At 60.4% G+C, this 22,038-nt stretch carries 25 protein-coding genes and 1 pseudogene; 11 read left to right on the top strand and 15 right to left on the bottom strand.

What is annotated here, in order from left to right:
• Window positions 1-264 precede the first annotated feature (264 nt).
• On the top strand, window positions 265-1,938 hold the full coding sequence (locus tag KSS91_RS28065; RefSeq protein WP_126048271.1) for a putative bifunctional diguanylate cyclase/phosphodiesterase: 1,674 nt from the start codon (window positions 265-267) through the stop codon (window positions 1,936-1,938).
• Window positions 1,939-2,073: 135 nt separating this feature from the next.
• On the opposite strand, the gene KSS91_RS28060 is transcribed toward KSS91_RS28065, so the two are convergent.
• Window positions 2,074-3,471 carry a NorM family multidrug efflux MATE transporter gene (locus tag KSS91_RS28060; RefSeq protein WP_095964442.1) on the bottom strand — a complete coding sequence of 466 codons (1,398 nt, stop codon included), beginning with the start codon at window positions 3,469-3,471 and terminating at the stop codon, window positions 2,074-2,076.
• Window positions 3,472-3,628: 157 nt separating this feature from the next.
• On the opposite strand from KSS91_RS28060, the gene KSS91_RS28055 reads away from it, so the two are divergent.
• Complete coding sequence (locus tag KSS91_RS28055) at window positions 3,629-4,549, top strand: LysR substrate-binding domain-containing protein (protein ID WP_015097348.1); 921 nt, start codon at window positions 3,629-3,631, stop codon at window positions 4,547-4,549.
• A gap of 130 nt (window positions 4,550-4,679) precedes the next feature.
• Here the strand turns inward: KSS91_RS28055 and KSS91_RS28050 are convergent, their stop codons facing one another.
• The 3 genes from KSS91_RS28050 to KSS91_RS28040 form a co-directional block, all read right to left on the bottom strand.
• Window positions 4,680-6,173 (bottom strand): YifB family Mg chelatase-like AAA ATPase, encoded by a 1,494-nt coding sequence (locus KSS91_RS28050; RefSeq protein WP_217836702.1) that lies wholly within the window; start codon window positions 6,171-6,173, stop codon window positions 4,680-4,682.
• Window positions 6,174-6,351: 178 nt separating this feature from the next.
• Window positions 6,352-6,522, bottom strand: coding sequence for a hypothetical protein (locus KSS91_RS28045; protein WP_167399546.1), 171 nt, complete (start codon window positions 6,520-6,522; stop codon window positions 6,352-6,354).
• Between the two features lie 22 nt (window positions 6,523-6,544).
• Window positions 6,545-7,081: a hypothetical protein gene (locus tag KSS91_RS28040; RefSeq protein ID WP_007989502.1), complete on the bottom strand. Its 537-nt coding sequence runs from the start codon at window positions 7,079-7,081 to the stop codon at window positions 6,545-6,547.
• Window positions 7,082-7,273: 192 nt separating this feature from the next.
• On the opposite strand from KSS91_RS28040, the gene KSS91_RS28035 reads away from it, so the two are divergent.
• A complete protein-coding gene (locus KSS91_RS28035; protein WP_217836701.1) occupies window positions 7,274-7,537 on the top strand; it encodes a HigA family addiction module antitoxin in 264 nt (87 codons plus the stop codon).
• 11 nt (window positions 7,538-7,548) lie between these two features.
• Here KSS91_RS28035 and KSS91_RS28030 read toward each other — a convergent pair whose 3' ends face one another.
• The gene (locus KSS91_RS28030) at window positions 7,549-8,067 is read right to left on the bottom strand and encodes a BRO-N domain-containing protein (protein WP_217836700.1); all 519 of its coding nucleotides are present in this window, start codon (window positions 8,065-8,067) and stop codon (window positions 7,549-7,551) included.
• A gap of 389 nt (window positions 8,068-8,456) precedes the next feature.
• Window positions 8,457-8,717: an accessory factor UbiK family protein gene (locus tag KSS91_RS28025; RefSeq protein ID WP_007980822.1), complete on the bottom strand. Its 261-nt coding sequence runs from the start codon at window positions 8,715-8,717 to the stop codon at window positions 8,457-8,459.
• Between the two features lie 419 nt (window positions 8,718-9,136).
• Here KSS91_RS28025 and glnK point away from each other — a divergent pair, with 419 nt between their 5' ends.
• From glnK to sutA, 4 genes are all read left to right on the top strand, one after another.
• Entirely contained in the window at window positions 9,137-9,475 is a 339-nt protein-coding gene (glnK, locus tag KSS91_RS28020) for a P-II family nitrogen regulator (protein WP_002555808.1), read from the top strand.
• A 35-nt stretch (window positions 9,476-9,510) separates the two neighbouring features.
• Entirely contained in the window at window positions 9,511-10,848 is a 1,338-nt protein-coding gene (locus KSS91_RS28015) for an ammonium transporter (protein ID WP_015097345.1), read from the top strand.
• A 214-nt stretch (window positions 10,849-11,062) separates the two neighbouring features.
• Window positions 11,063-11,488, top strand: coding sequence for a secondary thiamine-phosphate synthase enzyme YjbQ (locus KSS91_RS28010; protein WP_015097344.1), 426 nt, complete (start codon window positions 11,063-11,065; stop codon window positions 11,486-11,488).
• Window positions 11,489-11,589: 101 nt separating this feature from the next.
• Complete coding sequence (sutA, locus tag KSS91_RS28005; protein ID WP_015097343.1) at window positions 11,590-11,913, top strand: dormancy-specific transcriptional regulator SutA; 324 nt, start codon at window positions 11,590-11,592, stop codon at window positions 11,911-11,913.
• Window positions 11,914-12,099: 186 nt separating this feature from the next.
• Here sutA and KSS91_RS28000 read toward each other — a convergent pair whose 3' ends face one another.
• From KSS91_RS28000 to lptM, 6 genes are read right to left on the bottom strand one after another with little or no spacing between them, the layout of a single operon-like run.
• Window positions 12,100-12,807 (bottom strand): HAD family hydrolase, encoded by a 708-nt coding sequence (locus KSS91_RS28000; protein WP_095964314.1) that lies wholly within the window; start codon window positions 12,805-12,807, stop codon window positions 12,100-12,102.
• Window positions 12,804-13,703: a tyrosine recombinase XerC gene (xerC, locus tag KSS91_RS27995; RefSeq protein ID WP_217836699.1), complete on the bottom strand. Its 900-nt coding sequence runs from the start codon at window positions 13,701-13,703 to the stop codon at window positions 12,804-12,806. Before xerC ends, KSS91_RS28000 begins: the two co-directional genes overlap by 4 nt.
• 2 nt (window positions 13,704-13,705) lie before the next feature.
• Window positions 13,706-14,431 (bottom strand): DUF484 family protein, encoded by a 726-nt coding sequence (locus KSS91_RS27990; protein WP_217836698.1) that lies wholly within the window; start codon window positions 14,429-14,431, stop codon window positions 13,706-13,708.
• Between the two features lie 13 nt (window positions 14,432-14,444).
• Window positions 14,445-15,275 carry a diaminopimelate epimerase gene (gene dapF, locus KSS91_RS27985; protein ID WP_126048259.1) on the bottom strand — a complete coding sequence of 277 codons (831 nt, stop codon included), beginning with the start codon at window positions 15,273-15,275 and terminating at the stop codon, window positions 14,445-14,447.
• A 4-nt stretch (window positions 15,276-15,279) separates the two neighbouring features.
• The gene (gene lysA / locus KSS91_RS27980) at window positions 15,280-16,527 is read right to left on the bottom strand and encodes a diaminopimelate decarboxylase (protein ID WP_217836697.1); all 1,248 of its coding nucleotides are present in this window, start codon (window positions 16,525-16,527) and stop codon (window positions 15,280-15,282) included.
• A 12-nt stretch (window positions 16,528-16,539) separates the two neighbouring features.
• On the bottom strand, window positions 16,540-16,716 hold the full coding sequence (gene lptM / locus KSS91_RS27975) for an LPS translocon maturation chaperone LptM (RefSeq protein ID WP_007980804.1): 177 nt from the start codon (window positions 16,714-16,716) through the stop codon (window positions 16,540-16,542).
• A 330-nt stretch (window positions 16,717-17,046) separates the two neighbouring features.
• Between lptM and cyaY the strand changes: the two genes are divergently transcribed.
• The 3 genes from cyaY to rnk all read left to right on the top strand — a co-directional run bounded on the left by cyaY (window position 17,047) and on the right by rnk (window position 18,243).
• Window positions 17,047-17,379 carry an iron donor protein CyaY gene (gene cyaY / locus KSS91_RS27970; RefSeq protein ID WP_007980802.1) on the top strand — a complete coding sequence of 111 codons (333 nt, stop codon included), beginning with the start codon at window positions 17,047-17,049 and terminating at the stop codon, window positions 17,377-17,379.
• 4 nt (window positions 17,380-17,383) lie between these two features.
• Complete coding sequence (locus KSS91_RS27965) at window positions 17,384-17,605, top strand: DUF1289 domain-containing protein (RefSeq protein ID WP_217836696.1); 222 nt, start codon at window positions 17,384-17,386, stop codon at window positions 17,603-17,605.
• A gap of 227 nt (window positions 17,606-17,832) precedes the next feature.
• Window positions 17,833-18,243 carry a nucleoside diphosphate kinase regulator gene (gene rnk, locus KSS91_RS27960; protein ID WP_007980800.1) on the top strand — a complete coding sequence of 137 codons (411 nt, stop codon included), beginning with the start codon at window positions 17,833-17,835 and terminating at the stop codon, window positions 18,241-18,243.
• A 7-nt stretch (window positions 18,244-18,250) separates the two neighbouring features.
• On the opposite strand, the gene KSS91_RS27955 is transcribed toward rnk, so the two are convergent.
• Together KSS91_RS27955 and KSS91_RS27950 are read right to left on the bottom strand one after the other, a co-directional pair.
• Entirely contained in the window at window positions 18,251-21,094 is a 2,844-nt protein-coding gene (locus KSS91_RS27955; protein WP_217836695.1) for a class I adenylate cyclase, read from the bottom strand.
• Window positions 21,095-21,288: 194 nt separating this feature from the next.
• A complete protein-coding gene (locus KSS91_RS27950) occupies window positions 21,289-21,534 on the bottom strand; it encodes a TIGR02647 family protein (RefSeq protein WP_057712785.1) in 246 nt (81 codons plus the stop codon).
• A gap of 118 nt (window positions 21,535-21,652) precedes the next feature.
• Between KSS91_RS27950 and KSS91_RS28450 the strand changes: the two are divergent.
• Window positions 21,653-21,730: pseudogene (locus KSS91_RS28450) on the top strand (outer membrane lipoprotein carrier protein LolA); the annotation flags it as partial.
• A 15-nt stretch (window positions 21,731-21,745) separates the two neighbouring features.
• Here KSS91_RS28450 and KSS91_RS27945 read toward each other — a convergent pair.
• Complete coding sequence (locus tag KSS91_RS27945) at window positions 21,746-22,030, bottom strand: hypothetical protein (protein WP_217836694.1); 285 nt, start codon at window positions 22,028-22,030, stop codon at window positions 21,746-21,748.
• Between the last annotated feature and the right edge of the window lie 8 nt (window positions 22,031-22,038).

Below are 22,038 nucleotides of genomic sequence, written 5' to 3'. Positions count from 1 at the left end.
AGGTAATTTCAGGAGTCAGTCACGAAATGGGCCGGCATTTTAACAGGCTCAGCGATTTGTGCTGCTCTGTCCGACTTGTGACGTACCGCGCTATCTGTAATTGCCGGTTTTGTTACTTTCACGCAGGATGCGCAACGAATTTGCGGCTAATGTTCGTAATTCCGGATACAAAGGGCTCGTTTTGATAACTGATGTCATTGTCATTGGTCATCGGGACGGCATAATGCCCGTCGCCTACATCTTTGCAGAGTCTAGGGAGCTAGCTTGTCTACGCCTGTCGAACCCTTGCGTTTGCTGCTACTGGCCGAAGAGCCAGCGTGGGCAGCGTTGTTGCGCGAGTGTCTGGCTCCGATGGGGAGCTCGGCCGTGCTCATCAGCGCGCCGAGTTGGGAGTCGGTCAGCAGCCTGTTCGATGACAACCGCAGTGCGGTGTTATTGACCATCCCGCAACTTCAACCGGCGCCGGGCCGTTGCAGCCTGCCGACGGTGTTGCTGCTCGACCATGAGCCGCTGACCCCGCCCGACGGTGTAAGTGACTGGCTGGTGCGCGATCATCTCGATCCGGGCATGTTGCGCCGCTGCCTGCGCCATGTGCGCGAACGTGGCGTGCTGGAAAACACCCTGCAACGCCTGGCCGAGCAAGATCCGCTCACCGGCATCGCCAATCGCCAGGGCTTCCAGACCCTGTTGACGGCGCGCCTGGCGGAAAACGACGGTCGCGGCCTGGCCCTCGGTCATCTCGACCTCGATAACTTTCGTTACGCCAATGACGCCCTCGGCCATCAGGCCGGTGATCGCCTGATCCTGCAAGTGGTGGCGCGGCTCAAGAGCCAGCTTGAAGCCGGCGATCAACTCGCGCGCCTGGGCAGTGATGAATTCGCGCTGCTGATCGATACTCGTCGGGCACCCCAGCGTGCCGAGTGGATGGCCGAGCGCATCAGCGAAGCGCTGGCCGAACCCTATTGGGTCGACGGCGAAAGCTTGTTGATCGGCTCCAGCCTGGGCATCGCTTATGCCCGGGCCCAGGCCGGCGCGGACCCGCTGATGTGGCACGCGCACATTGCCATGCAGCAGGCCAAAAGCACCCAAGGCTGCACCTTTCACATTTTCAACGAACGCATCAATCGCAATGCCCGCAGCATCGCCGACCTCGAAACCGAACTGCGTCGGGCACTTCGCCGCGATGAGCTGGAGTTGCACTACCAGCCACGGCTGAACCTTGAAGACGGACAGATCGTCGGCCTCGAAGCGTTGGTGCGCTGGCGCCATGCCGAGCGCGGCTTGCTGCCACCAAGTGAATTCGTGCCGCTGGCCGAGCAAAGCGGTCTGATCGTGCCGCTGGGCTACTGGGTGATTTCCCGGGCCTTGCGCGACATGCAGGCGCTGCTTGAGCTGGGTTTGCCGCCGTTGCACATGGCGATCAACCTGTCGTTCCGGCAATTCCAGGACAGCCAGTTGCTGTCGACCCTGAGTCGCCTGATTGCCGAGCGCGGCGTCGAGGCGCAGTGGCTGGAGTTCGAACTGACCGAAACGGCCGTGATGCGCCGCAGCGACCTGGTCAAGCAGACCATGGACGCCCTCGGGCGCCTCGGTGTGCGCTTCTCTCTCGACGACTTTGGCACCGGCTTCTCGTCGTTCGTGCACCTCAACAGCCTGCCGATCACTTTGCTGAAAATCGACAAGAGCTTTGTCGGCGGCATGGAACAGCGTGAGGAAAACCGCAAGCTGGTCCACGCGATGATCAACCTGGCGCACAACCTCAACCTTGAAGTGGTCGCCGAAGGTGTGGAGACATCGGAGCAGCTGGATCTGCTGCGCGGGTTCGAATGCGATCAGGTGCAGGGGTATTTGATCAGCAAGCCATTGCCGCTGGCCGAGCTGGTGGAATATCTGATGTTTGGCTCCAGCCAGCAGCCGGCGCTGGAAGTCGTAAGCTGATCACGAGTAATTGGTTGCCACGGAACCCTGTAGGAGCGAGCTTGCTCGCGATGGTCGTCAACGATAACGCTGGTTGGCAGGTGCCCCGCGGCGTTCTCGTGTTTATCGCGAGCGGGCTCGCTCCTACAAGGGATCTCAGTCAGGCTGAGCGACTTCGAAGCGCTGCTCTGACGTCGTTTCGCGCTTGATCATCCGCTTCATCTTCCACTCAAACCCCAGCGTCAGGCTCACCGCCGCACACGCCAGCCCCAGCGCCAGGCCCCACCAGACACCCGTTGGCCCCCAGTCCAGGTGGAACGCCATCCACCACGCGGCCGGAGCGCCAATCAGCCAATAGCACCCCAGGCCCACCAGGAACGTGGTCTTGGCATCCTTGAGCCCGCGAATGCAGCCCATGGCGATGGTTTGGGTGCCGTCGAACAGCTCGAACCATGCCGCCACCGCCAGCAGGCTCACGGCAAGGTTGATGACATCGCGGAACGCCGGGTCGTTGTGGTCGAGAAACAAACCGACCAACTGATTCGGCAACAGCCAGAAGACCATGGCGAAACACAGCATCGCCGCCGCTCCGAACGCAATGCCGACCCGCCCGGCCAGCCGCGCATCAAGCAGTTGCCCGGCGCCGTAATGCTGACCGATGCGCATGGTGATCGCATAGGAAATCCCCGCCGGCACCATGAACGCCACCGAGACGATTTGCAGGGCGATCTGGTGTGCACCCAGTTGCGTGCTGCCCATGGTGCCCATGCACAGCGCGGCGAAGGCAAACAGCCCGACTTCCACCGCGTAGGTGCCGCCAATCGGCAGGCCCAGACGCCACAGTTCCTTCAGGTACTGGCGGTTCAGCCGTGACAGGCCCTGACGCAGCGGATAGGCCTCATAAGCCGGATGCCGGCGAATGTGCCACGCCAGCGCCAGGGCCATCAGGTTGGCGACAATCGCCGTGACCAGCCCGATGCCCATCAGCCCCAGCTTCGGCAGGCCGAACATGCCGGTAATCAGCGCATAGTTGAGCAGGAAGTTGGCCACGGTCCCGCCCAGGCTGATAACCATCACCGGTGTCGCGCGGCCAATGGCGCTGGTGAACCCGCGCAGGGCCATGAAGCTCAGGTAGCCGGGCAGGGCGAACGGCAGGAAGATCAAAAACTGCCCGGCCATCTGGACATTGCTTTCGGTCTGGCCGAACAGCAGCAGCACCGGTTTGAGGTTCCACAGCAGCAAACCGGCGACCAGCGCCATCAGCCATGCCAGCCACAACCCGGCCTGGGTCAGCCGGGTCGCCCCGAGAATGTCGCCGGCTCCCTGACGGATCGCGACCAGAGTGCCGACGGCAGCAATCACGCCGATGCAGAAAATCGACACGAACGAATAGGTCGCCGCGCCGAGTCCGCCACCGGCCAGCGCCTCGGGACTCAGGCGCGCCATCATCAGGGTGTCGGTGAGGACCATCAGCATGTGCGCCAACTGCGAGGCAATCAGCGGCCCCGCCAGCCGCAGGATGGCCCAGAGTTCAGTACGTGCTGGATGCTGCATGGTCATCACGCTCGATTCTGGAAGTGGACAGGAAAGGGTCGATTCTCGGCGCTCTGCGGCGTTTGCACAAAGGGATAAAAAGGATGGGTAGCATGATTCAAACTCATGCTGGATAGTTTCTGCTAGGGTATCCAAAACCGCTGTAGGAGCTTTCCTGATGTCGCGTCGTCTTCCTCCCCTATATGCCCTGCGCGCATTTGAAGCGGCGGCGCGACACACGTCGTTTACCCGGGCCGCGGAAGAACTGTCGATTACCCAAAGTGCGGTCAGCCGACATATTCGTACGCTCGAAGAGCATTTTGCCTGTCGCTTGTTTCACCGCAGTGGCCGCAACCTGCAACTGACCGAGTCGGCCCGTTTGTTGTTGCCGGGTATTCGCGAGGGCTTCACCGCCCTGGAGCGCGCCTGCAATACATTGCGCGCCGAAGACGACATCCTGCGCATGAAAGCCCCGTCGACCCTGACCATGCGCTGGTTGCTGGCGCGTCTCAGTCGCTTCCGTCATCTGCAACCGGGCAACGAAGTGCAGCTGACCAGTGCGTGGATGGACGTCGATTCCGTGGACTTCAACGACGAGCCGTTCGACTGTGCGGTGCTGTTAAGCAACGGACATTTCCCTCCGGACTGGGAGGCGAGTTACCTGTTCCCCGAGGAGTTGATCCCGGTCGGCGCGCCCAACCTGCGGGGCGACCAGCCCTGGGATGTCGAGCGCCTGAGCAACACCGAGTTGCTGCACCCGACGCCGGACCGCCGCGACTGGCGCAACTGGCTTGAGCGCATGGGCCTGGCCGAGCAGGTGTCGCTCAAGGGTGGGCAGGTGTTTGACACCCTGGAACTGGGCATGATCGCCGCCGCCCGAGGCTATGGTGTGTCTATGGGCGATCTGCTGATGGTCGCGGAGGACGTGGCTCAGGGACGCTTGAGTCTGCCGTGGCCGACAGCGGTTGCCAGCGGCTTGTGTTACTACCTCGTGTGGCCGAAAACCCGTCCCGGCGGCGAACGCATGCGCCGGCTCAGCGACTTTCTGCAAAACGAAGTCCGGTCCATGGAATTGCCGGATGTCGTGCATCTGAGTTGAAAGGATGTCTGCGGTTTCTACCCGGGCAAGCCCGCCCCCCACAGGGTTGGCGTCGATATGCCATCGCATGAACGACGCAGAACCTGTGGGAGCGGGCTTGCCCGCGAAGGGCGCGCCTCGGTTTCAGCACTCACTGAGTCGCCGGCCGATACTGCAACGCCTCCGCCAGATGCTCACGGCTGATCGCATCAACCTGTTCCAGATCCGCCAGCGTCCGTGCCACCTTGAGCAAGCGGTGCGCCGAGCGCAGTGACAGGGTCAGTCGTTCACAGGCGGATTCCAGCCAGTGCTCGTCGGCTGTGGATAACTCGCAGTGCCGGCGCAGGCCCGGCAGATCGAGAAAGGCGTTGGCACAACCCTGGCGCTTCTGCTGGCGCTCACGAGCCTGGGCGACAAGCACCGCAGCACTGGCGCTGTTCTCGCCAGGCTTCACTTTGGGATTCAACGCCGTGGCTTCCCGGGCGACAGTCAGGTGCAGGTCGATGCGATCGAGCAGCGGCCCCGACAGCTTGTTGCGATAACGCTGCACCATGTCCGGCGTGCAGGAGCAGCGCCCGCTTGGCTCGCCAAGATATCCACAGGGGCACGGATTCATCGCCGCCACCAATTGAAAACGCGCCGGAAAGCGTACGCGATCTTTCGCTCGCGAGATGACGATATGTCCTGATTCCATCGGCTCCCTCAGGACCTCCAATACCCTGCGTTCAAACTCGGGAAGCTCATCAAGAAACAAGACGCCGTGGTGGGCGAGGGTGATTTCACCCGGCTGCGGTTTCGAGCCGCCACCCACTAACGCGGGGCCAGAGGCGGAGTGATGGGGCTGGCGAAAGGGGCGCTGTGGCCAGTGACGCAAGGGCACACAACTGGTGACCGATTGAATCGCCGCCACTTCCAGCGCCTCGCTTTCGGTCAGCGGCGGCAGCAGCCCTGGCAAACGACTCGCCAGCAAGGTTTTTCCGGTCCCCGGGGGACCACTGAGTAACAGGTTGTGAGCGCCTGCAGCCGCAATCAGCAGCGCACGCTTGGCCGCCAGCTGCCCTTGCACTTCATTCAGGTCGGGATAAGGTTTGCTGGCGCAGAGCAGTCCATCGGAAGCATAAGGCTCGATCGGTGTATGCCCGTTGAAATGCGCGACGGCCTCCAGCAAATGGTCAACGGCAATCACTTTCAGTCCCGACGCCAGGCACGCTTCCTCAGCATTCGCCCGTGGCACCATCAGCCAGCGCCCGGCCTTGCGCGCCGCCAACGCCGCCGGCAACACCCCTCGAACTGCCCGTACCGCACCTGACAGGGCCAACTCCCCCAAACACTCCACGTCATCCAGTGTCAGCGTCGGCACCTGCACACTGGCCGAGAGAATCCCCAGGGCGATCGCCAGATCGAACCGCCCGCCATCCTTGGGCAAATCCGCTGGCGCCAGATTCAGCGTGATTCGCCGCGCCGGAAATTGCAGCCCCGAATTGATGATCGCACTGCGCACCCGATCCTTGCTTTCCTTCACCGCCGCCTCGGGCAGGCCGACCATGGTCAGGGATGGCAGGCCGTTGGCCAGATGAACTTCTACGGTGACGGCAGGCGCCTCCACGCCGACCTGGGCGCGGCTGTGGACGATGGAGAGGGACATGGTCGTTCCTTGAGTTGAAGAGCACCGCTTCCTGCGGGTTTTTGAAGGGTAGACGGGGGAGAGGGAATTGGTGGGGTGGATACGTGGGCAAAATTTCACGGGATATTGCGGTTACGAACCAGGGCATTGGCGAGGTACAAAAAACCGCCATTTAGACGGTTTCTTTCACGAAAGAGGTTCAGCTTCGTCCACCGGCCAACCAACCACCTGGCTCAAGTTCTTTACCGCGCGCGATGGCGACTTCAATAAAGCGTCGTTGATTGGCCGATAAATTTCCAGCCAAACGACGTGCTTCGGCGTGAAACTCAACAACTTGTAACAGCTTCGCCTTTCGCTTTTTTGGGCTCATACACACCTCCTGCGATTGGATGTTATTGGTCGCTCAAGTAGATGACAAGGCGGTTGTTATGGTCAAAGTCGAACCCGAGATCTCGATAATAAAAAACAACGTTCGGATCAGGGTCCTGGATTTCGATCTCTCTGCACCCAAGCATACGCGCATAGAAATCAGCGGCCAGTATCGCGATCGGGGCGATCAAGCCACGAAGCGGATGGGATCTGTCTGGATCACTCTGCAGAAGAACTACCTTCAGACAGAGAGCGCTCCTTCGCGGTGTTGCATAGCACAAGCCACACAGATTCTGCCCATACCAAATTGCCAAATCCAAACCTTTGGCATCTTTGCGCTTCCAGTCGGGGATGTGATCCCATGGGTATATTGTTGCTCCTTCCCATAAATGACATTTCTCTAACGCTGCTGCGGTAATCGGCTCAAACCTGACAGCTGCTACGTCCATTTTTAATGCACGAGGCGCGATGTTTTTAATAAATGCTTGGTAGGTAAGCTTCCGTGCGTTCGATTTAAAAGTCTGGTTACGAAGGTCCGTGCCTTTCCCTTTTCTTCTCATTGCTAACGTCTATGGAATATCAAGGCGAAAAGCGTAGGCGGAACGGGTCCGGGGAATAAATCAGGCTGGAGAGCTGCTTTTTGTAGGACCCTGCCGAGACAGATGAAGGACATCGGTGAAAGAGCGTGGATGGTCTTGCCGGATGAAGGCTGCTGCTTATGATCTCGCTGAATGCAGTCGTAGGAGGTGTGAATGAACAGGAATGGGATGTGCCCGATTCATCCTGGCGAAATTCTCTGCGAGGAGTTTTTGAAGCCGCTGGGCGTTACAACCGATGCTCTGGCTCGCTCGTTGAACGAGCCAGAGGCGGAAATAAGCGATGTTGTGAATCTGCGGAGCGATGTCAGTGTTGGTCTGGCGCATAAGCTATCCATTCACCTGAACACTACACCCGATTTCTGGCTGAATCTGCAATCGACCTATGAGTTGCGCTCAGCCCAGATCGAGTGTGGTTGAACGTTAAATATTCAGAGCGACTGCAGGACACGTGAAGCCCGCTTCCACCACGGTTTTACCGGGCGTCTGGACAGCTCGCGCTCTGTCATCATCTGCGGCACATCCTGCAACCGAATCCACGGCTGGTTATTCCAGTGCAGCAAGCTCAACGACATTTCCGGCCAGTTGAGCAGGCTCAGTTGTGGGCGTTCGGTTGTGGTGGGGTGTTGGGTGTCTCGCAGGGCGGGGACGACTTCGTGGGTGAGCCATTCACGCAAGGCTCGGTATTCGGGGCAGTAGTGGTATACGAGCATGGCGTAGACGCCGGATTCGCTGATCAGCAGGGTGTTTTCGATGCGGCCGTAGATGAGGGTTTGGGTGGTTTGGTATTGGTCGGGATCGAGTTTTTGGAGTTGGCGGTCGTTGAGGTGAATGCGGAGTAATCGGCCCAGGTCACGGGCGCTGAACCAGGGTTGGTTTTGTATTAGGAGGGCGTGGAGGTGGAGTTTGTGGCGGGTGAAGATCTGGGGGGTTAGGTAGTTTTCTTCCATCGTGCAGTTCTCGGGGTCGAGTGAAGAGAAACTGCCTCTGATCGTCGCCAAACGAAAAGGGTGGCAGCCATGCGCGGGTTGGCGAACCGGTGACGCCCGAAAAACCGGCAGACCTTAAGGTCTCCCACGCACAGCTGCCATAACTCAAGATGGGGAGAAACTCCCTATTTCGAATGTGGTCGTAGTGCGTCGGGGTTTTTCCAGGTCGCCAAACCCAGTGCTGAACATTCAGCGGGGATGAGCTTAGAGACCGGATACCTGGCGGCGCAATCGGACGGCGGCGTGATGTTTGTAGGACGTTGCCGGGATTTTTGCGGGGCTTGGGATCAAAAGATCGCAGCCTTCGGCAGCTCCTACAGGGGGCTGTGTTTCAAAGCGGGATTGATGGGTTACTCGGTTGGCGGATTGAGCTTCGCTTCCATCTCCGCGACCTTCGTTTCAAGAGCCTCCAGCCGCGCCCGCGTGCGTGCCAGTACAACCATCTGGCTATCGAACTCTTCCCGACTCACCAGATCCAGCTTGCTGAAGCCGCTCTGCAGCAACATTTTGAACTGGCTTTCGATTTCGGCTTTCGGCAGCGGCGTGTCACCGCTGAAGAGGCGGGAGGCGGTGCCGGTCAGGGCGTCGAGGAAGTCTTTTGGCGCGAGCATGGGCAATGTCCTGGAAACAATAACGGGCAGTGTATCACGCAGTGTCTATAGTCATTTGCGCGGGCAAAGGGTGCACGGTTTTCGCGCATCGGGATGGACGGCGTCGCACCGTTGTTGTGCGTAACGTGCCGGGTGTTGTCGCGAAGTATCCGCCATCCGCCGGTAAAGGCTTGAAAACAGTCAGTTTTGTGGAGATGGCAAGCTTTCTGCTTAGATGCTGGTGACCCATGCACTGATGCAGTCGCTGTGACGAATGCAGTGCGCCAGGCGAATCACGGGGAGTGCTTCGCAAGGAGCGGTTAGCTGGCGTCGGACGGGCAGGTAAGGCCGACGATGCGTTACAAAGCCAGGCACTGCGCTTAGACTTGAGACGGGTTTGTTTTCCTGGGGCAAGTCCACCAATTCGGGAGAGAGTTTTCATGAAGCTAGTCACTGCCATCATCAAGCCGTTCAAACTGGACGACGTACGCGAGTCGCTGTCCGAGATCGGCGTGCAGGGCATTACCGTCACTGAAGTCAAAGGCTTTGGTCGGCAGAAGGGTCACACCGAGCTGTATCGCGGCGCGGAATACGTGGTCGATTTCCTGCCCAAGGTGAAGATTGACGTCGCCATCGACGACAAGGATCTGGACCGGGTAATCGAGGCCATCACCAAGGCTGCCAACACCGGCAAGATCGGTGACGGCAAGATCTTCGTGGTCAATCTGGAACAGGCGATTCGCATCCGTACCGGCGAAACCGATACCGACGCTATCTAAGCCGCCACAAACCCAACGCCCCAGGAGAAAACAATATGACTCTGCGTAAATTCGCAGGGCTAGGAGCCCTGTTGTCCATCGTAATGCCCAGCCTTGCTTTGGCGGCAGACGAAGTGGCGGCCCCGGTCCTCAACTCTGGCGACACTGCCTGGATGTTGACCTCTACAGCCTTGGTGCTGTTCATGACCATTCCCGGCCTCGCGCTGTTCTACGGCGGCATGGTGCGGTCGAAAAACATTCTTTCCGTGATGATGCAGTGCTTCGCCATTACCGGTCTGATCAGCGTCCTGTGGGTCATTTATGGCTACAGCATCGCGTTCGACACCACCGGCATGGAGCAGGGCGTCGTCAACTTCAACTCGTTCTTCGGTGGCATGGGCAAGGCATTCCTTGCCGGTGTCACACCATCCAGTCTGACCGGTCCTGCGGCGCTGTTCCCTGAAGCGGTGTTCATCACCTTCCAGATGACCTTCGCCATCATCACGCCGGCGCTGATCGTCGGTGCCTTCGCCGAGCGGATGAAGTTCTCCGCGATGCTGGTCTTCATGGGCATCTGGTTCACCCTGGTTTACGCGCCGATTGCGCACATGGTCTGGTCCGGTAACGGCGGCCTGATGTGGGACTGGGGCGTTCTGGACTTTGCCGGCGGCACCGTGGTGCACATCAACGCCGGTGTGGCCGGTCTGGTTGCCTGCCTGGTGCTGGGCAAGCGCAAAGGCTTCCCGACCACGCCGATGGCACCGCACAACCTCGGTTATACCCTGATGGGCGCGGCCATGCTGTGGGTCGGCTGGTTCGGTTTCAACGCCGGTTCCGCCGCTGCGGCCAACGGTACCGCCGGTATGGCGATGCTGGTGACGCAAATCGCTACTGCCGCTGCTGCGCTGGGCTGGATGTTTGCCGAGTGGGTCACCCATGGCAAACCTAGCGCACTGGGTATCGCTTCGGGCGTGGTTGCTGGCCTGGTGGCAATTACCCCGGCTGCCGGTACTGTTGGCCCGATGGGCGCGCTGGTCATCGGTCTGGCGGCTGGCGTTGTGTGCTTCTTCTGCGCCACCACCCTGAAGCGCAAGCTCGGCTATGACGATTCCCTGGACGCCTTCGGTGTACACGGTATTGGCGGTATCCTCGGCGCAATCCTGACCGGTGTGTTCGCAGCTCCCTCCCTGGGTGGCTTCGGCACCGTGACCGACATCGCCGCACAAGTGTGGATTCAGTGCAAAGGCGTAGGTTTCACGGTGATCTACACCGCGATCGCCACGTACATCATCCTCAAGGTGCTGGATGCGGTCATGGGTCTGCGCATCAATGAAGAAGAAGAGGCGGTCGGCATCGATCTGGCGCTTCACAACGAACGCGGCTACAACTTGTAAGCACGCGCATAAAAAACTTGCCCGGCTTGCCGGGCATTTTTTTGTCTGAAATTTGTCTTTGCAGGGTGAGCTGAAAGGTTTTTTCCTACAGGTTTCAGGATGTTTACGTCGGGTGTTTTTGTGCGGTCGAAGGCTTACATGATTGAAGGAATATTAGGGCCTTTGTTTTTTCCCAGAGCGCGCTAGAATGCGCCCCGAACGTGCGGAGAACTGTATGTGGCAACAGACTCTGATTACCTTGCGGGCGAGGCCCCGGGGCTTTCACCTGGTAACGGACGAGTTACTCGCCGGCCTGCCTGAACTCAAGGCGTGTCGGGTCGGTCTGTTGCATTTGTGGCTGCAGCATACCTCGGCGTCGTTGACCATCAACGAGAACGCCGATCCGGCGGTACGTCGCGACTTCGAACGGTTTTTCAATCGTCTGATCCCACAAGGAGCAGACGGCTATGAGCATAACGACGAAGGCCAGGACGACCTCCCGGCGCACTTCAAGGCCAGCGTGCTTGGCTGTCAGCTCTGTTTGCCGATTTCGGCAGGCCGGCTGGCGTTGGGAACCTGGCAAGGCGTTTACCTGGGCGAGCACCGCGATCATGGCGGTGCCCGTAAAGTCCTCGCCACCGTGCACGGTGAAGAGGCATAGCCGCTGGTCAGCAGCGGCTGTTGATTTTTTTCCGGCAGCCTTCGACAGGGGGCAAAGCTGGGCTATAACTAATCTGCTTTTCGCAAGTCATGAGGTAGAACATGAGCGACGATGATCTGGAAAACGACGACCTCGAAGTAGGCGACGAAGACGAGGCTGAAGAAGGCTTGGAAGCGGCAGCGGAAGACGTTGCTGACGACGACGGCGGTGATGCGCCGGTTCCGGCCGCCAAAGGCAAGGCCAAGGCAGCGGTATCGGTCGATGAGCTGCCGAGTGTCGAAGCCAAGAACAAGGAGCGCGACGCCTTGGCCAAGGCCATGGAAGAGTTCCTGGCCCGTGGTGGCAAGGTGCAGGAAGTGGAGGCCAATGTGGTCGCCGATCCTCCCAAGAAGCCGGATAACAAGTATGGCAGCCGGCCTATCTGAGCCTGCTACCCGCTTGCTGAAAAAGCCCGCCGTCGCTGCGGGCTTTTTCATGCCCGGAACAAAATTTTCGGGTTGAACACAATCTACTGTGGGAGCGGGCTTGCTCGCGAAGGCGTCGTGTCAGCCAACATCAATGTCGACTGGTACACCGCATTCGCGAGCAAGCCCGCTCCCACAGGTTTTGTGTCAGGCCGAAGCCTTGTTCCACCGCGCCAACAACGCTGGTAACTCGGTCAGACTGCCAATCTGCGCATCCGGCAACCGTTCCGCTTCCCAGACCTTGCCCGCCGGGTTGAACCAGATCGCCCGCATCCCCGCTTGTTGCGCACCGGCAATGTCATCGCCCGGATGATCGCCAATATGAACCGCCGTATCAGCCGTCGCGCCGCCGCGTTGCAAGGCTTCATGGAACAGCCGCGCATCAGGTTTGGCGATGCCGATGTCTTCGGCGCACAACGCAAACTTGAAGTAGTCCGCCAGCCCCAGTCGACGCACATCGGCGTTGCCATTGGTGACCACGCCGAGGGCGTAATGGTTGGCCAGCAACTCCAGGGTCGGTTGCACCTCCGGAAATATTTCCAGCTGATGCCGGGCATGCAGAAACACTTCGAAACTTTGATCGGCCAGGTCCGACGCCTCGGCATGGGGATATCCGGCTTCTTCCAGGGCCTGGAACAACACGCGCCGGCGCAAGGCGCTGATGCGGTGCTTGAGGTTCGGCTCGATGCTCAGGATGCGTTCGCGTATGGCCCACAAATGCTCCACCGGCACCGCCCCCAGGTTGGGCGCATGTTCGGTCAGCCATGCACGCAATATGGCTTCGGCGCTGACGATGACGGGGGCGGTGTCCCACAGGGTGTCGTCGAGGTCGAAGGTGATCAACTGAATGCTCATGAATCGTCGCCTTTAATGCGTTTGGCCCTTGGGTGGGCGCTATCGTAGACCGTGGCCAGGTGCTGGAAGTCCAGGTGGGTGTAGATCTGTGTGGTCTTGATGTCCGAGTGCCCGAGCAGTTCCTGCACCGCGCGCAGGTCCTGGGAGGATTCCAGCAGATGGCTGGCGAAGGAGTGCCGCAGCATGTGCGGATGCAGGTTCTGTCCCAGCTCGCGCTCGCCAGCAGCCTTGACCCGCACCTGGATCGCTCGGGGGCCGAGACGTCGCCCCTGTTGGCTGACGAACACCGCATCGTCCGCCGGGTTGGCCATGGCCCGCAGTGGCAGCCACTGCTCCAGCGCTTCGCGGGCTTTTTTTCCTACCGGCAACAGGCGGGTCTTGCTGCCTTTGCCGAGTACCTGGACCATGCCGTCGGCGAGGTCGAGTTGATCGAGATTGAGTCCTGTCAGCTCCGACAGCCGCAGCCCGGAAGAGTAGAACAACTCCAGAATCGCCTGGTCCCGACGTGCCAGAAAGTCATCCTCCACACCACCTTCCAGCAGTTGCAGGGCGCGGTCGGTGTCGAGGGTTTTCGGCAGGCGGCGTTCACCTTTCGGTGGCGCCAGGCCGTTGGCCGGATCGTGGTCGCACAGGCCTTCGCGATTGAGGTAGTGATAGAGCCCGCGAACGGCCGACAGCAATCGCGCCAGACTGCGGGATGATTGCCCTTGGGCGTGCAGGCGGGCAATCAGGCTGCGCAGGCGCTGGATGTCCAGCGCCGCCCAACTGCCGATGTTCTGTTTGACGCACCAGCCCAGCAGTTTGTCGAGGTCGCGGCGGTAGGCCGACAGCGTATGCGGCGACACCTGCCGCTCACTGCGCAGGTGTTCGCAGTAAGCGTCCAGTTGTCGTTCCATGTTCAGCGTACCGAGCGCAGGGAATTGTTGACCCGCGGCAGCACGCGACCCATGACTTCAGCGATGTAGCTCAGGAACAAGGTGCCCACCGAGCTTTTGTAGTGCTGCGGATCACGGCTGGCGATGGCCAGGATGCCGTGGATGCCCTGGTGGCTGATGGCGACGACCGCGGTGGAGCCGATCTGCTTGCGCTGTTCTTCGCCGAACAGGAAGTCCAGTTCATGCTCGCGCAGGCTGCCGCTGACGCTTTTGTCTTCCGAGAGCAAACCGCCGATGGCCACTTGAGCTTCGGCGTGAGTGACCCAGCGGCCCACCGGCATGGCGTTGTCGCCGAGCAGGATGAGGCTGACGAAGGGTACCTGGAATTCCTGGCGCAGGCTGTCTTCGACGCACATCACTACGTCTTCCAGGCTGGCGGCGTCCATCAGCGCGAGGATCAGGCGACGGGTCTTTTCGAACAAACGGTCGTTGTCCCGGGCCACGTCCATCAAATGCGACAGGCGATGACGCAGTTCAATGTTGCGGTCGCGCAGGATGGTCATCTGACGCTCCACCAGCGACACGGTATCGCCGCGTCGATGGGGAATACGCAGGGACGGGAGCAGCTCTTCGTGCTCGACGAAGAAGTCCGGATGAGCCTCCAGGTACGCGGCAACAGCCGCCGCCTCCAGGCTTTCGGGCGGTGATTCGTCAGCTTGTCGTGCGGGTACCTGAGGCTTGTCGGTCATAGGTTTCGCTCACTCAAAGACGCACTTGTCCTTCATATACGCGCACTGCCGGGCCGGTCATCATCACCGGCTGGCCAGGACCTGCCCATTCGATGGACAAGCGCCCGCCAGGCAGGTCGATCAATAGTGGCGAATCCATCCACCCCTGGCTGATCGCGGCCACTGCGGCGGCGCAGGCGCCGGTTCCGCAAGCCTGGGTTTCCCCGGCTCCACGCTCCCAGACGCGCAACTGCGCGCGGCTCCGGTCGATGACCTGGATAAAGCCGACATTGACCCGTGCCGGGAAGCGCGGGTGATGTTCGATTTTCGGTCCCAGCTCATGCACCGGCGCGTTGTTGATATCGCTGACCCGCACCACGGCATGGGGGTTGCCCATGGACACGGCGGCCAGATCGACCGGGGTGCCGTCGACGTCGACCTGATAACTCTTGGCCTGCTCCGGTGCCTGGAACGGAATATCCGCCGGCACCAGGCGTGGGGCGCCCATGTTCACGCTGATCTGGCCGTCGTTACGCACGTCCAGTTCGATGATGCCGCTTTTGGTCTCGACCCGAATCAGCCGCTTTGCGGTCAGGCGCTTGTCGAGCACGAAACGGGCGAAGCAGCGCGCACCGTTGCCGCACTGTTCCACTTCGGAACCGTCGGAGTTGAAGATCCGGTAGCGGAAATCCACGTCCGGATTGCTCGGTGCCTCGACGATCAGCAACTGGTCGAAACCGATGCCGGTGTGCCGGTCGCCCCATTGCTTGGCATGCTTGGGCAGGATGTGCGCGTGCTGGCTGACCAGGTCGAGGACCATGAAGTCATTGCCCAGGCCGTGCATCTTGGTAAAACGCAGCAGCATGGTTTTACTCCGGCAGCAGGCTTTCGCCAGCAAACAACTCGGCTACCGTTTCACGGCGACGCACTTCAAATGCCTGATCACCGTCCACCAACACTTCAGCGGTACGGCCGCGGGTGTTGTAGTTGGAACTCATGACAAACCCGTAGGCACCGGCCGAATGCACGGCCAGCAGGTCGCCTTCTTCCAGGGTCAGCTGACGATCCTTGGCCAGGAAGTCGCCGGTCTCGCAGATCGGGCCGACGATGTCGTAGGCGCGGGCCGCGGATTGACGCGGGCGCACGGCCGTGACGTCCATCCAGGCCTGGTACAGCGCCGGGCGGATCAGGTCGTTCATGGCGGCGTCGACGATGGCGAAGTCTTTATGCTCGGTGTGCTTGAGGTATTCGACCTGGGTCAGCAATACACCGGCGTTGGCGACGATGAAGCGACCCGGCTCGAACACCAGCGCCAGGTCGCGACCATCGAGGCGTTCACGCACGGCCTTGATGTAGTCGCCGGCCAGTGGCGGCTCCTCGTCCTTGTATCGCACGCCCAGGCCACCACCGAGATCGATGTGGCGCAGGTAGATGCCGCAATCGCCAAGGCGGTCGACCAGGCCCAGCAGGCGGTCGAGAGCGTCGATGAACGGCGGCAGGGTGGTCAGTTGCGAGCCGATGTGGCAATCGACGCCGACCACTTCCAGGTTCGGCAGTTGCGCGGCACGCACGTACACGTCTTCGGCGTCGGCGATGGCGATGCCGAACTTGTTCTCTTTCAGACCGGTGGAAATGTACGGGTGGGTGCCGGCATCGACGTCCGGGTTGACGCGCAACGAAATCGGCGCGCGAACGCCCAGTTCGGCAGCGACCACTTGCAGGCGTTCGAGCTCGTCGGTGGATTCGACGTTGAAGCAGTGCACGCCGACTTCCAGGGCGCGACGCATGTCGTCACGGGTCTTGCCGACGCCGGAGAACACGATCTTGTCGGCGCTGCCGCCAGCGGCCAGTACACGTTCCAGTTCACCACGGGAGACGATGTCGAAACCGGCGCCCAGACGCGCCAGGACATTCAGGACGCCCAGGTTGGAGTTGGCCTTGACTGCGTAGCACACCAGGTGCGGCGTACCAGTCAGTGCATCGGCATAAGCCAGGTACTGGGCTTCGATGTGTGCACGGGAGTAAACGTAGGTCGGTGTTCCAAAGCGCTCGGCGATGGCAGACAGGGCAACACCTTCCGCGAACAGTTCTCCGTCACGGTAGTTAAAAGCGTCCATGAGGTTCCCTTATTATTGGTAGACGTCGTGCTTGTGTGCTTTGGAGGCAGGCTGCTGCTGCGACGACTTGGCTTGCTCGACAGGGTCCTGGTCTTCATCGGGCAGGTACAGCGGGCCTTTTTGACCGCAGGCCGACACAAGGCAGGCAACCGCGAGGAGCGCAGCAAGGGAAGAGATCAGGCGCTTCATGGCGAAATCCTTGAAAATGCATTAATTGCGCCGGAGTATACCGGCCACCCGGCAGCTTGCCTATGCAACGGACCGCCCGTCCGGCGGGGGTTGGGCCGATGTCCGCAACATAAGTGCAATCCATTGTGGGAGCGGGCTTGCTCGCGAAAGCGCTGCATCAGTCAATGCGGATGTCGACTGACACACCGCATTCGCGAGCAAGCCCGCTCCCACAGGTACAGCACTTGACCTATTGATATCGGCCCGCGGTCGTTATTCTTTGCATTCAGCAGGGCTCGGTCGTATCTTGCGGCGCTTGAGCCTGATCAGACACTTTTTGAGGTTGCCGTAATGAGTTTGTCCGAAGCGCGTTTCCACGACCTGGTCGATGCCACCCAGCAAACCCTGGAGGACATCTTTGACGACAGCGACCTGGATATCGACCTCGAAAGCTCGGCCGGTGTGCTGACCGTCAAGTTCGAGAACGGCAGTCAGTTGATCTTCAGTCGCCAGGAGCCGCTGCGTCAGCTCTGGCTGGCGGCGGTGTCCGGTGGTTTCCACTTCGACTACGACGAAGAAAGCGAGCGCTGGATGTGTGACAAGAGCGAAGAGCAGTTGGGTGAAATGCTTGAGCGTATCGTCCAGCAGCAGGCCGGTGTCGAGCTCGATTTCGAAGGCCTGTGAGATCGTGACCCAGCCTGCGTCTGTCCGCCCACCGAAGCCGCTCTACAGCAATATCAGCCCGGCGGTGCCGTCGCCGTGCAGCGGTGTGTGTCGGCTGGACGAGCAGAAAGTCTGCCTGGGCTGTTTCCGCCATGTCGAAGACATCCGCGAATGGCGCTCGGCGGACGATGATCGCCGCCGTGTCATTTGCGCCCAGGCCTCTGAGCGCAAAGCCACCGCCCTGTAGGAACTGCCGAAGGCTGCGATCTTTTGGCCGCTCTGAAGATTGCCGAAGAGCAAGATCAAAAGATCGCAGCCTGCGGCAGCTCCTACGCCGCCGGGTGGCGGCTTGTATATTTTTTGAGCTGTGATAGTGTCCGGTAACGCCTCAACCCATCGAGGCTTGTGAAAACCCCGCCTTTTTCTGGCGGGGTTTTGCTTTTTTCGTGCAGAAGAAAGGAGTCTGCCCAGATCATGACCGCACCTTCCATCACCCTTACCCGTCTGGACGTCCAGCGTCTGGAGCGTCTGATCGACAGCCTGGACGACACGCTGCCGGGCGTTATTGCGCTGCAAACCGAACTGGATCGCGCCGATACCGTGGTCGGCCACGATGAAGTGCCGGCGGATGTCGTGACCATGAATTCCCGCGTGCATTGCCGGGAAGAAGGCAGTGGCAAGGACTACCACCTGACCCTGGTGTACCCCAAGGATGCGAATGCCGACGAAGGCAAGGTCTCGATCCTGGCGCCGGTGGGCAGCGCGCTGCTCGGCCTGAAGGTTGGCCAGCATATCGATTGGCCGGCTCCGGGTGGCAAGACCCTGAAGTTGACGCTGCTGGAAGTCGAATCGCAGCCGGCCAATGGCGGCGCGTTCCCGGAGTGACATCCCCTCAGACCTGATCGAGCGCCTCGTTCAATGCCTGCTCCAGGTCTGCTTTGTATCGCAGGTAAAGATGGGTGGAACTCTGCCCTTCGCCGAGCAGGCCTGACAGGTCGAGGTCGGTGATGTAGCAGCGGTAGCGTTCGGTTTCCCGGCGCTGCCCGACGATTTCCCGGGCGACCACGCTGAACAGCTGGTCGCCATGCTCCAGTTCGGAAAACTCCCGTTGATTGCAATACAACGCCACCTGCACCTGACCTGGTGCGGCTTTGCCGACGATCGCCTGCACGTCGTAAAACGGTTTGTTCACCGGCGTCTGCGGCACTGGCCGGGCTTCAATGCGACGCGCCCGACCAGAGCCTGACGGCAGCAGCTGGCAATACAGGGTGTCGAGGTTCAAGGGGTGGGCAGCGTCCATCGGCAACAGGGCATCGCGACGGTACTGGATCGATTGCAGGAAGCGCTGCAGCGGCACCAGCAGGCTTTGCTCGTCGTGCCAGGGCAGGCGTTGCTGCCACAGGGCATTGAACTCATCGAGCACGTACAGATCAGCCTGATCTTCGTTGACCCGATAGAACACTTGGATGCAGTCCGGCTGGCCCGTTGGCAGGAACAGCGCTAGGTCGTGCTCTTGCAGTGCGTTTGGGTCCAGGTGAAGCGGGCTGTAGCTCGCCATTTCTTCACCCAGGTAGTCGATCAACGCCGGCAGGGTGGCCAGTGCGATGTGCTGGACCTGTCCCGGCACCAGCTCCAGTACGTGGTAGTGCTGCTGGACCTGGATCAGGTAGCGGTGATTGAGTCGGCTCAGCAGCAGGTTCTGCGCGGTGTCGAGGATGTCTTCCACCCGTTGGGCGATGAACTGCGCGCGGTTATGGCAGAAACAGCGCACCCTCAACTTCGGCTGTTGCGGCCCGGCGGGCAGGTTGTTGAGGTAATCGCGAATGCAGTCGAGCAGGGCGTGGGGGCCGTCGTAGCGAGCCACCAGCACTTCGTTCCAGCTATTGAGCGTGACCTGGTCCAGCGTCAGTACCAGGTTTTCCCGAACCCCGGCGTAGCTCAGGGAGTCGGTGCGCTCAGTGGTCATCAGGATGTTCAGGTCGCGATGGTGCTTGAGCGGATCGATGCCGACATTCACCAGAATCAGCACTTCACTCGGCACGCTGGCGCGCAACAGAGGTTCTTCGGCGACGGTGGGCAAGGGCAGGGCGATAGTCTGTTGCAGGCTGCCGAGCAGGTTGAACAGCTCGAACTCGCTCAAGTCGCTGGTACCAGGGTGCAGGGCCAGGCGGGTACTGCTGTCGATTACGCCATTGCGGTGGCACCAGGTCAGCAGCTCGAGCAAGTGACGGCTGCGTTTGATCGGCGCGAAATGTTCCCACTCCAGCGCCGTCAGGCTGCCGTTGTACAAGCCCCACTGGCTTTGCCCCGGTTCTTTCCTGTTCGGCGCGTGCACCAGCGTCAGGGTGTCTTCGGCCAGGTCCGGGGCGATACCGGGGTTGATGAATTCGACTTTGCCGGCCTTGCGCTCGAAAGCGGCGTATAGCCGACGTCCGAGGACGCTCAGGTCGCGCTTGTTGATGCGACTGACCGTTTGCTCCTGTCGGGCAAATTGGGTGAGGAAGCGGTAGCTGTAGTTCAGTTCATTGACCAGCGCCCGCCGCTCGGAGCCGACCTGGCGGACTTTCCACTGGCTGCGGCTATCGAGCAGGGCCAGTTGGCGCTGGTCCCAGCGCCATTCATGGGCCAGACGCTCAAGCAAAGAGCGTTGCCAGCTCTGGGTACGGCTGCTGCCAGTGAGTTTGCGATTGACCTTCAGGTACAGCGCGCGACGCACCAGTTCCAGCCGTTCCGGTTCGTTGCGGGCGATCAGGTATTCCTCGATGCGCCGGTACACCACGACGTACGGGTCCAGTTCGTCGAGGTCGAGCCGGTTGGCGAACACCGCTTGCTTGAAACGCAGGCTCAGGCAATGGACCCTGGGGTGTTCACTGGCATATACCTCGGTCAGCAGCAGTTTGAGTACCGACTTGTAGGGCGACTCGATGCCCTTGAACAACTGCCAGAGCCCGGCGCCGATAAATTCGCCGGGCGGGATAAAGGCCAGGTTGCCGAGGTCGAGGGTTTCATCGGCGCGGATAAAGCGCTTGGAAATCAAGGTATGGGTGTAGCGGTCGTAGCTCGATTCTTCGTAGACCGGCACCAACCACCAGATCGGCGTACGCCCGGCCAGCCAGATTGCAGTGCGGTAAAACTCGTCCAGCAACAGGTAGTGCTGGGTGGTGCCGCAATCCTCCGAACTCAGCTGGGTATCGCGCTCGCCACGGACGAAACGGGTCGGTTCGATCAGGAAAAAGTGCGCTTCGGCGCCCTGGCTGGCCGCCCAGGCTTCCAGCAGCTGGCATTTTTTGCGCAGTTCGGCGAGTTCGTTCTCGGTCAGGTCCGGCCCATGGCAGACCCACACATCCATGTCGCTCTGGTCGGCCTGGGCCAGGGTGCCGAGGCTGCCCATCAGGAACAGTCCGTGAATCGGCCTCGGCGGGTTGCTGCCATGGCGAGGCTTGTAGGAAAACGAGCGGGTCAGGCGCTGGGCTTCTGCGAGGACATGGGCCTCCGGTTCGAAATTCGACAGACCCGCCGGCGTACTGCCGGAAACGTAGCCGGGCAATAGCGGATGATTAACGTGGAAAAACAGCGGCAGCAAGGTCAGAACCCCTTGCTGGCGGGTCGACAAGCCTTCCATGGCGCGAGCCATGCGCCCTTCGTTAAGTTTCAGAAAACGTGCGCGCAGCTGGCTGAGAACCTTGCGGTCGATTCCCTCGTCCAGATCGGGGCGGATTTCATGGTTGCGGGTCATGTCAGCTCAAACCGGCTCGCAGGGCACGGACGTGGGGCTCTTCGGATGAGGGGCAGTTTAGCGCCTTGAGACGTGGACTTTTAAGCTGATTTGTTTTTCTGGCGTCAGATTTCTATCGGTGAAGACTGAAATCAGTGGGGGATGTGCCCGCGGAAATCCCTGAATCGGGGTCTCCGTGGGCGATGCGGCAGAATTCAGGCTGTTACTTCGGCGTTAAGAATAGTCAGCACGGTTTGCACATTTTGCGCGGCATCACGACCCAGGCTGGTCAGGTAACCGCCATCAGGCTGGTCGGTCAGTTCTTTTTCAAAGAGGCGTTTGGCGGCGGCAATGTGTTTCGGGGCAGCGGTCTGATGAATTTTCAGACCTTCCTGGGAACTGTCCAGGTTGAAGAGTGCAAGGACTTCCAGTTCGGCAACCAGCTCAGGGGTAAGCGACATAAGGACTCCAGACTTTCTAGGAATTGGACGACAGCGCCCCTAAGGTGAACCCGCTTGTCCGGCATGTCCAGTGCTGGCGACAGGGTTTTTTTCCTTTGTAGGAGCGAGCTTGCTCGCGATGGTCTTCAACGATGACGCTGGAAACCTGACGCCCCGCGGCGCTCTCGGGTTTTTCGCGAGCAAGCTCGCTCCTACAGGGGGGGGCGTAGGCCTACTGCTTTTGCGGCGGCAACTCGGGCAATGCGCGCAGCGCGGCTTCGTACCATTCGGTATTGAACGCGCGGTCTTCTTCGAGTATCGCGTCGATTTCTACCGCCAAAACGTGAGCCATCAGGTTGAGAATCTCTTCCCTCTCGTAGCCCACCAGGGTCAGCTTGTTGAAGGTCGCCTTGGCCGCTGGCGGGTTGTCGCTTTCGATCTGATTTTCGATAGCTTCGATCAAGGTATTTTCGGTGAATTCTTCTTCTTCGTCTTCGATATCGATTGGCTCGCTCATGGCAGGCT

The organism is Pseudomonas azerbaijanorientalis, assembly GCF_019139795.1.
GTDB lineage: Bacteria > Pseudomonadota > Gammaproteobacteria > Pseudomonadales > Pseudomonadaceae > Aquipseudomonas > Aquipseudomonas laurylsulfatiphila.
This window is presented reverse-complemented; position numbering and strand designations above follow the sequence as displayed.

Excerpts from the sequence above, each read along its gene's own strand:
- KSS91_RS28015 (WP_015097345.1), top strand. The coding sequence starts at position 9,511 with ATGACTCTGCGTAAATTCGCAGGGCTAGGAGCCCTGTTGTCCATCGTA.
- KSS91_RS28060 (WP_095964442.1), bottom strand. The coding sequence starts at position 3,471 with ATGCAGCATCCAGCACGTACTGAACTCTGGGCCATCCTGCGGCTGGCG.
- dapF (WP_126048259.1), bottom strand. The coding sequence starts at position 15,275 with ATGCTGCTGCGTTTTACCAAGATGCACGGCCTGGGCAATGACTTCATG.
- KSS91_RS28050 (WP_217836702.1), bottom strand. The coding sequence starts at position 6,173 with ATGTCCCTCTCCATCGTCCACAGCCGCGCCCAGGTCGGCGTGGAGGCG.
- KSS91_RS28035 (WP_217836701.1), top strand. The coding sequence starts at position 7,274 with ATGAACAGGAATGGGATGTGCCCGATTCATCCTGGCGAAATTCTCTGC.
- cyaY (WP_007980802.1), top strand. The coding sequence starts at position 17,047 with ATGAGTTTGTCCGAAGCGCGTTTCCACGACCTGGTCGATGCCACCCAG.
- KSS91_RS27950 (WP_057712785.1), bottom strand. The coding sequence starts at position 21,534 with ATGTCGCTTACCCCTGAGCTGGTTGCCGAACTGGAAGTCCTTGCACTC.
- glnK (WP_002555808.1), top strand. The coding sequence starts at position 9,137 with ATGAAGCTAGTCACTGCCATCATCAAGCCGTTCAAACTGGACGACGTA.
- rnk (WP_007980800.1), top strand. The coding sequence starts at position 17,833 with ATGACCGCACCTTCCATCACCCTTACCCGTCTGGACGTCCAGCGTCTG.
- KSS91_RS28040 (WP_007989502.1), bottom strand. The coding sequence starts at position 7,081 with ATGAGAAGAAAAGGGAAAGGCACGGACCTTCGTAACCAGACTTTTAAA.
- KSS91_RS27945 (WP_217836694.1), bottom strand. The coding sequence starts at position 22,030 with ATGAGCGAGCCAATCGATATCGAAGACGAAGAAGAAGAATTCACCGAA.
- KSS91_RS27955 (WP_217836695.1), bottom strand. The coding sequence starts at position 21,094 with ATGACCCGCAACCATGAAATCCGCCCCGATCTGGACGAGGGAATCGAC.
- KSS91_RS28010 (WP_015097344.1), top strand. The coding sequence starts at position 11,063 with ATGTGGCAACAGACTCTGATTACCTTGCGGGCGAGGCCCCGGGGCTTT.
- KSS91_RS28045 (WP_167399546.1), bottom strand. The coding sequence starts at position 6,522 with ATGAGCCCAAAAAAGCGAAAGGCGAAGCTGTTACAAGTTGTTGAGTTT.
- KSS91_RS28025 (WP_007980822.1), bottom strand. The coding sequence starts at position 8,717 with ATGCTCGCGCCAAAAGACTTCCTCGACGCCCTGACCGGCACCGCCTCC.
- xerC (WP_217836699.1), bottom strand. The coding sequence starts at position 13,703 with ATGGAACGACAACTGGACGCTTACTGCGAACACCTGCGCAGTGAGCGG.
- KSS91_RS27990 (WP_217836698.1), bottom strand. The coding sequence starts at position 14,431 with ATGACCGACAAGCCTCAGGTACCCGCACGACAAGCTGACGAATCACCG.
- KSS91_RS28030 (WP_217836700.1), bottom strand. The coding sequence starts at position 8,067 with ATGGAAGAAAACTACCTAACCCCCCAGATCTTCACCCGCCACAAACTC.
- lptM (WP_007980804.1), bottom strand. The coding sequence starts at position 16,716 with ATGAAGCGCCTGATCTCTTCCCTTGCTGCGCTCCTCGCGGTTGCCTGC.
- KSS91_RS28055 (WP_015097348.1), top strand. The coding sequence starts at position 3,629 with ATGTCGCGTCGTCTTCCTCCCCTATATGCCCTGCGCGCATTTGAAGCG.
- sutA (WP_015097343.1), top strand. The coding sequence starts at position 11,590 with ATGAGCGACGATGATCTGGAAAACGACGACCTCGAAGTAGGCGACGAA.
- KSS91_RS28000 (WP_095964314.1), bottom strand. The coding sequence starts at position 12,807 with ATGAGCATTCAGTTGATCACCTTCGACCTCGACGACACCCTGTGGGAC.
- lysA (WP_217836697.1), bottom strand. The coding sequence starts at position 16,527 with ATGGACGCTTTTAACTACCGTGACGGAGAACTGTTCGCGGAAGGTGTT.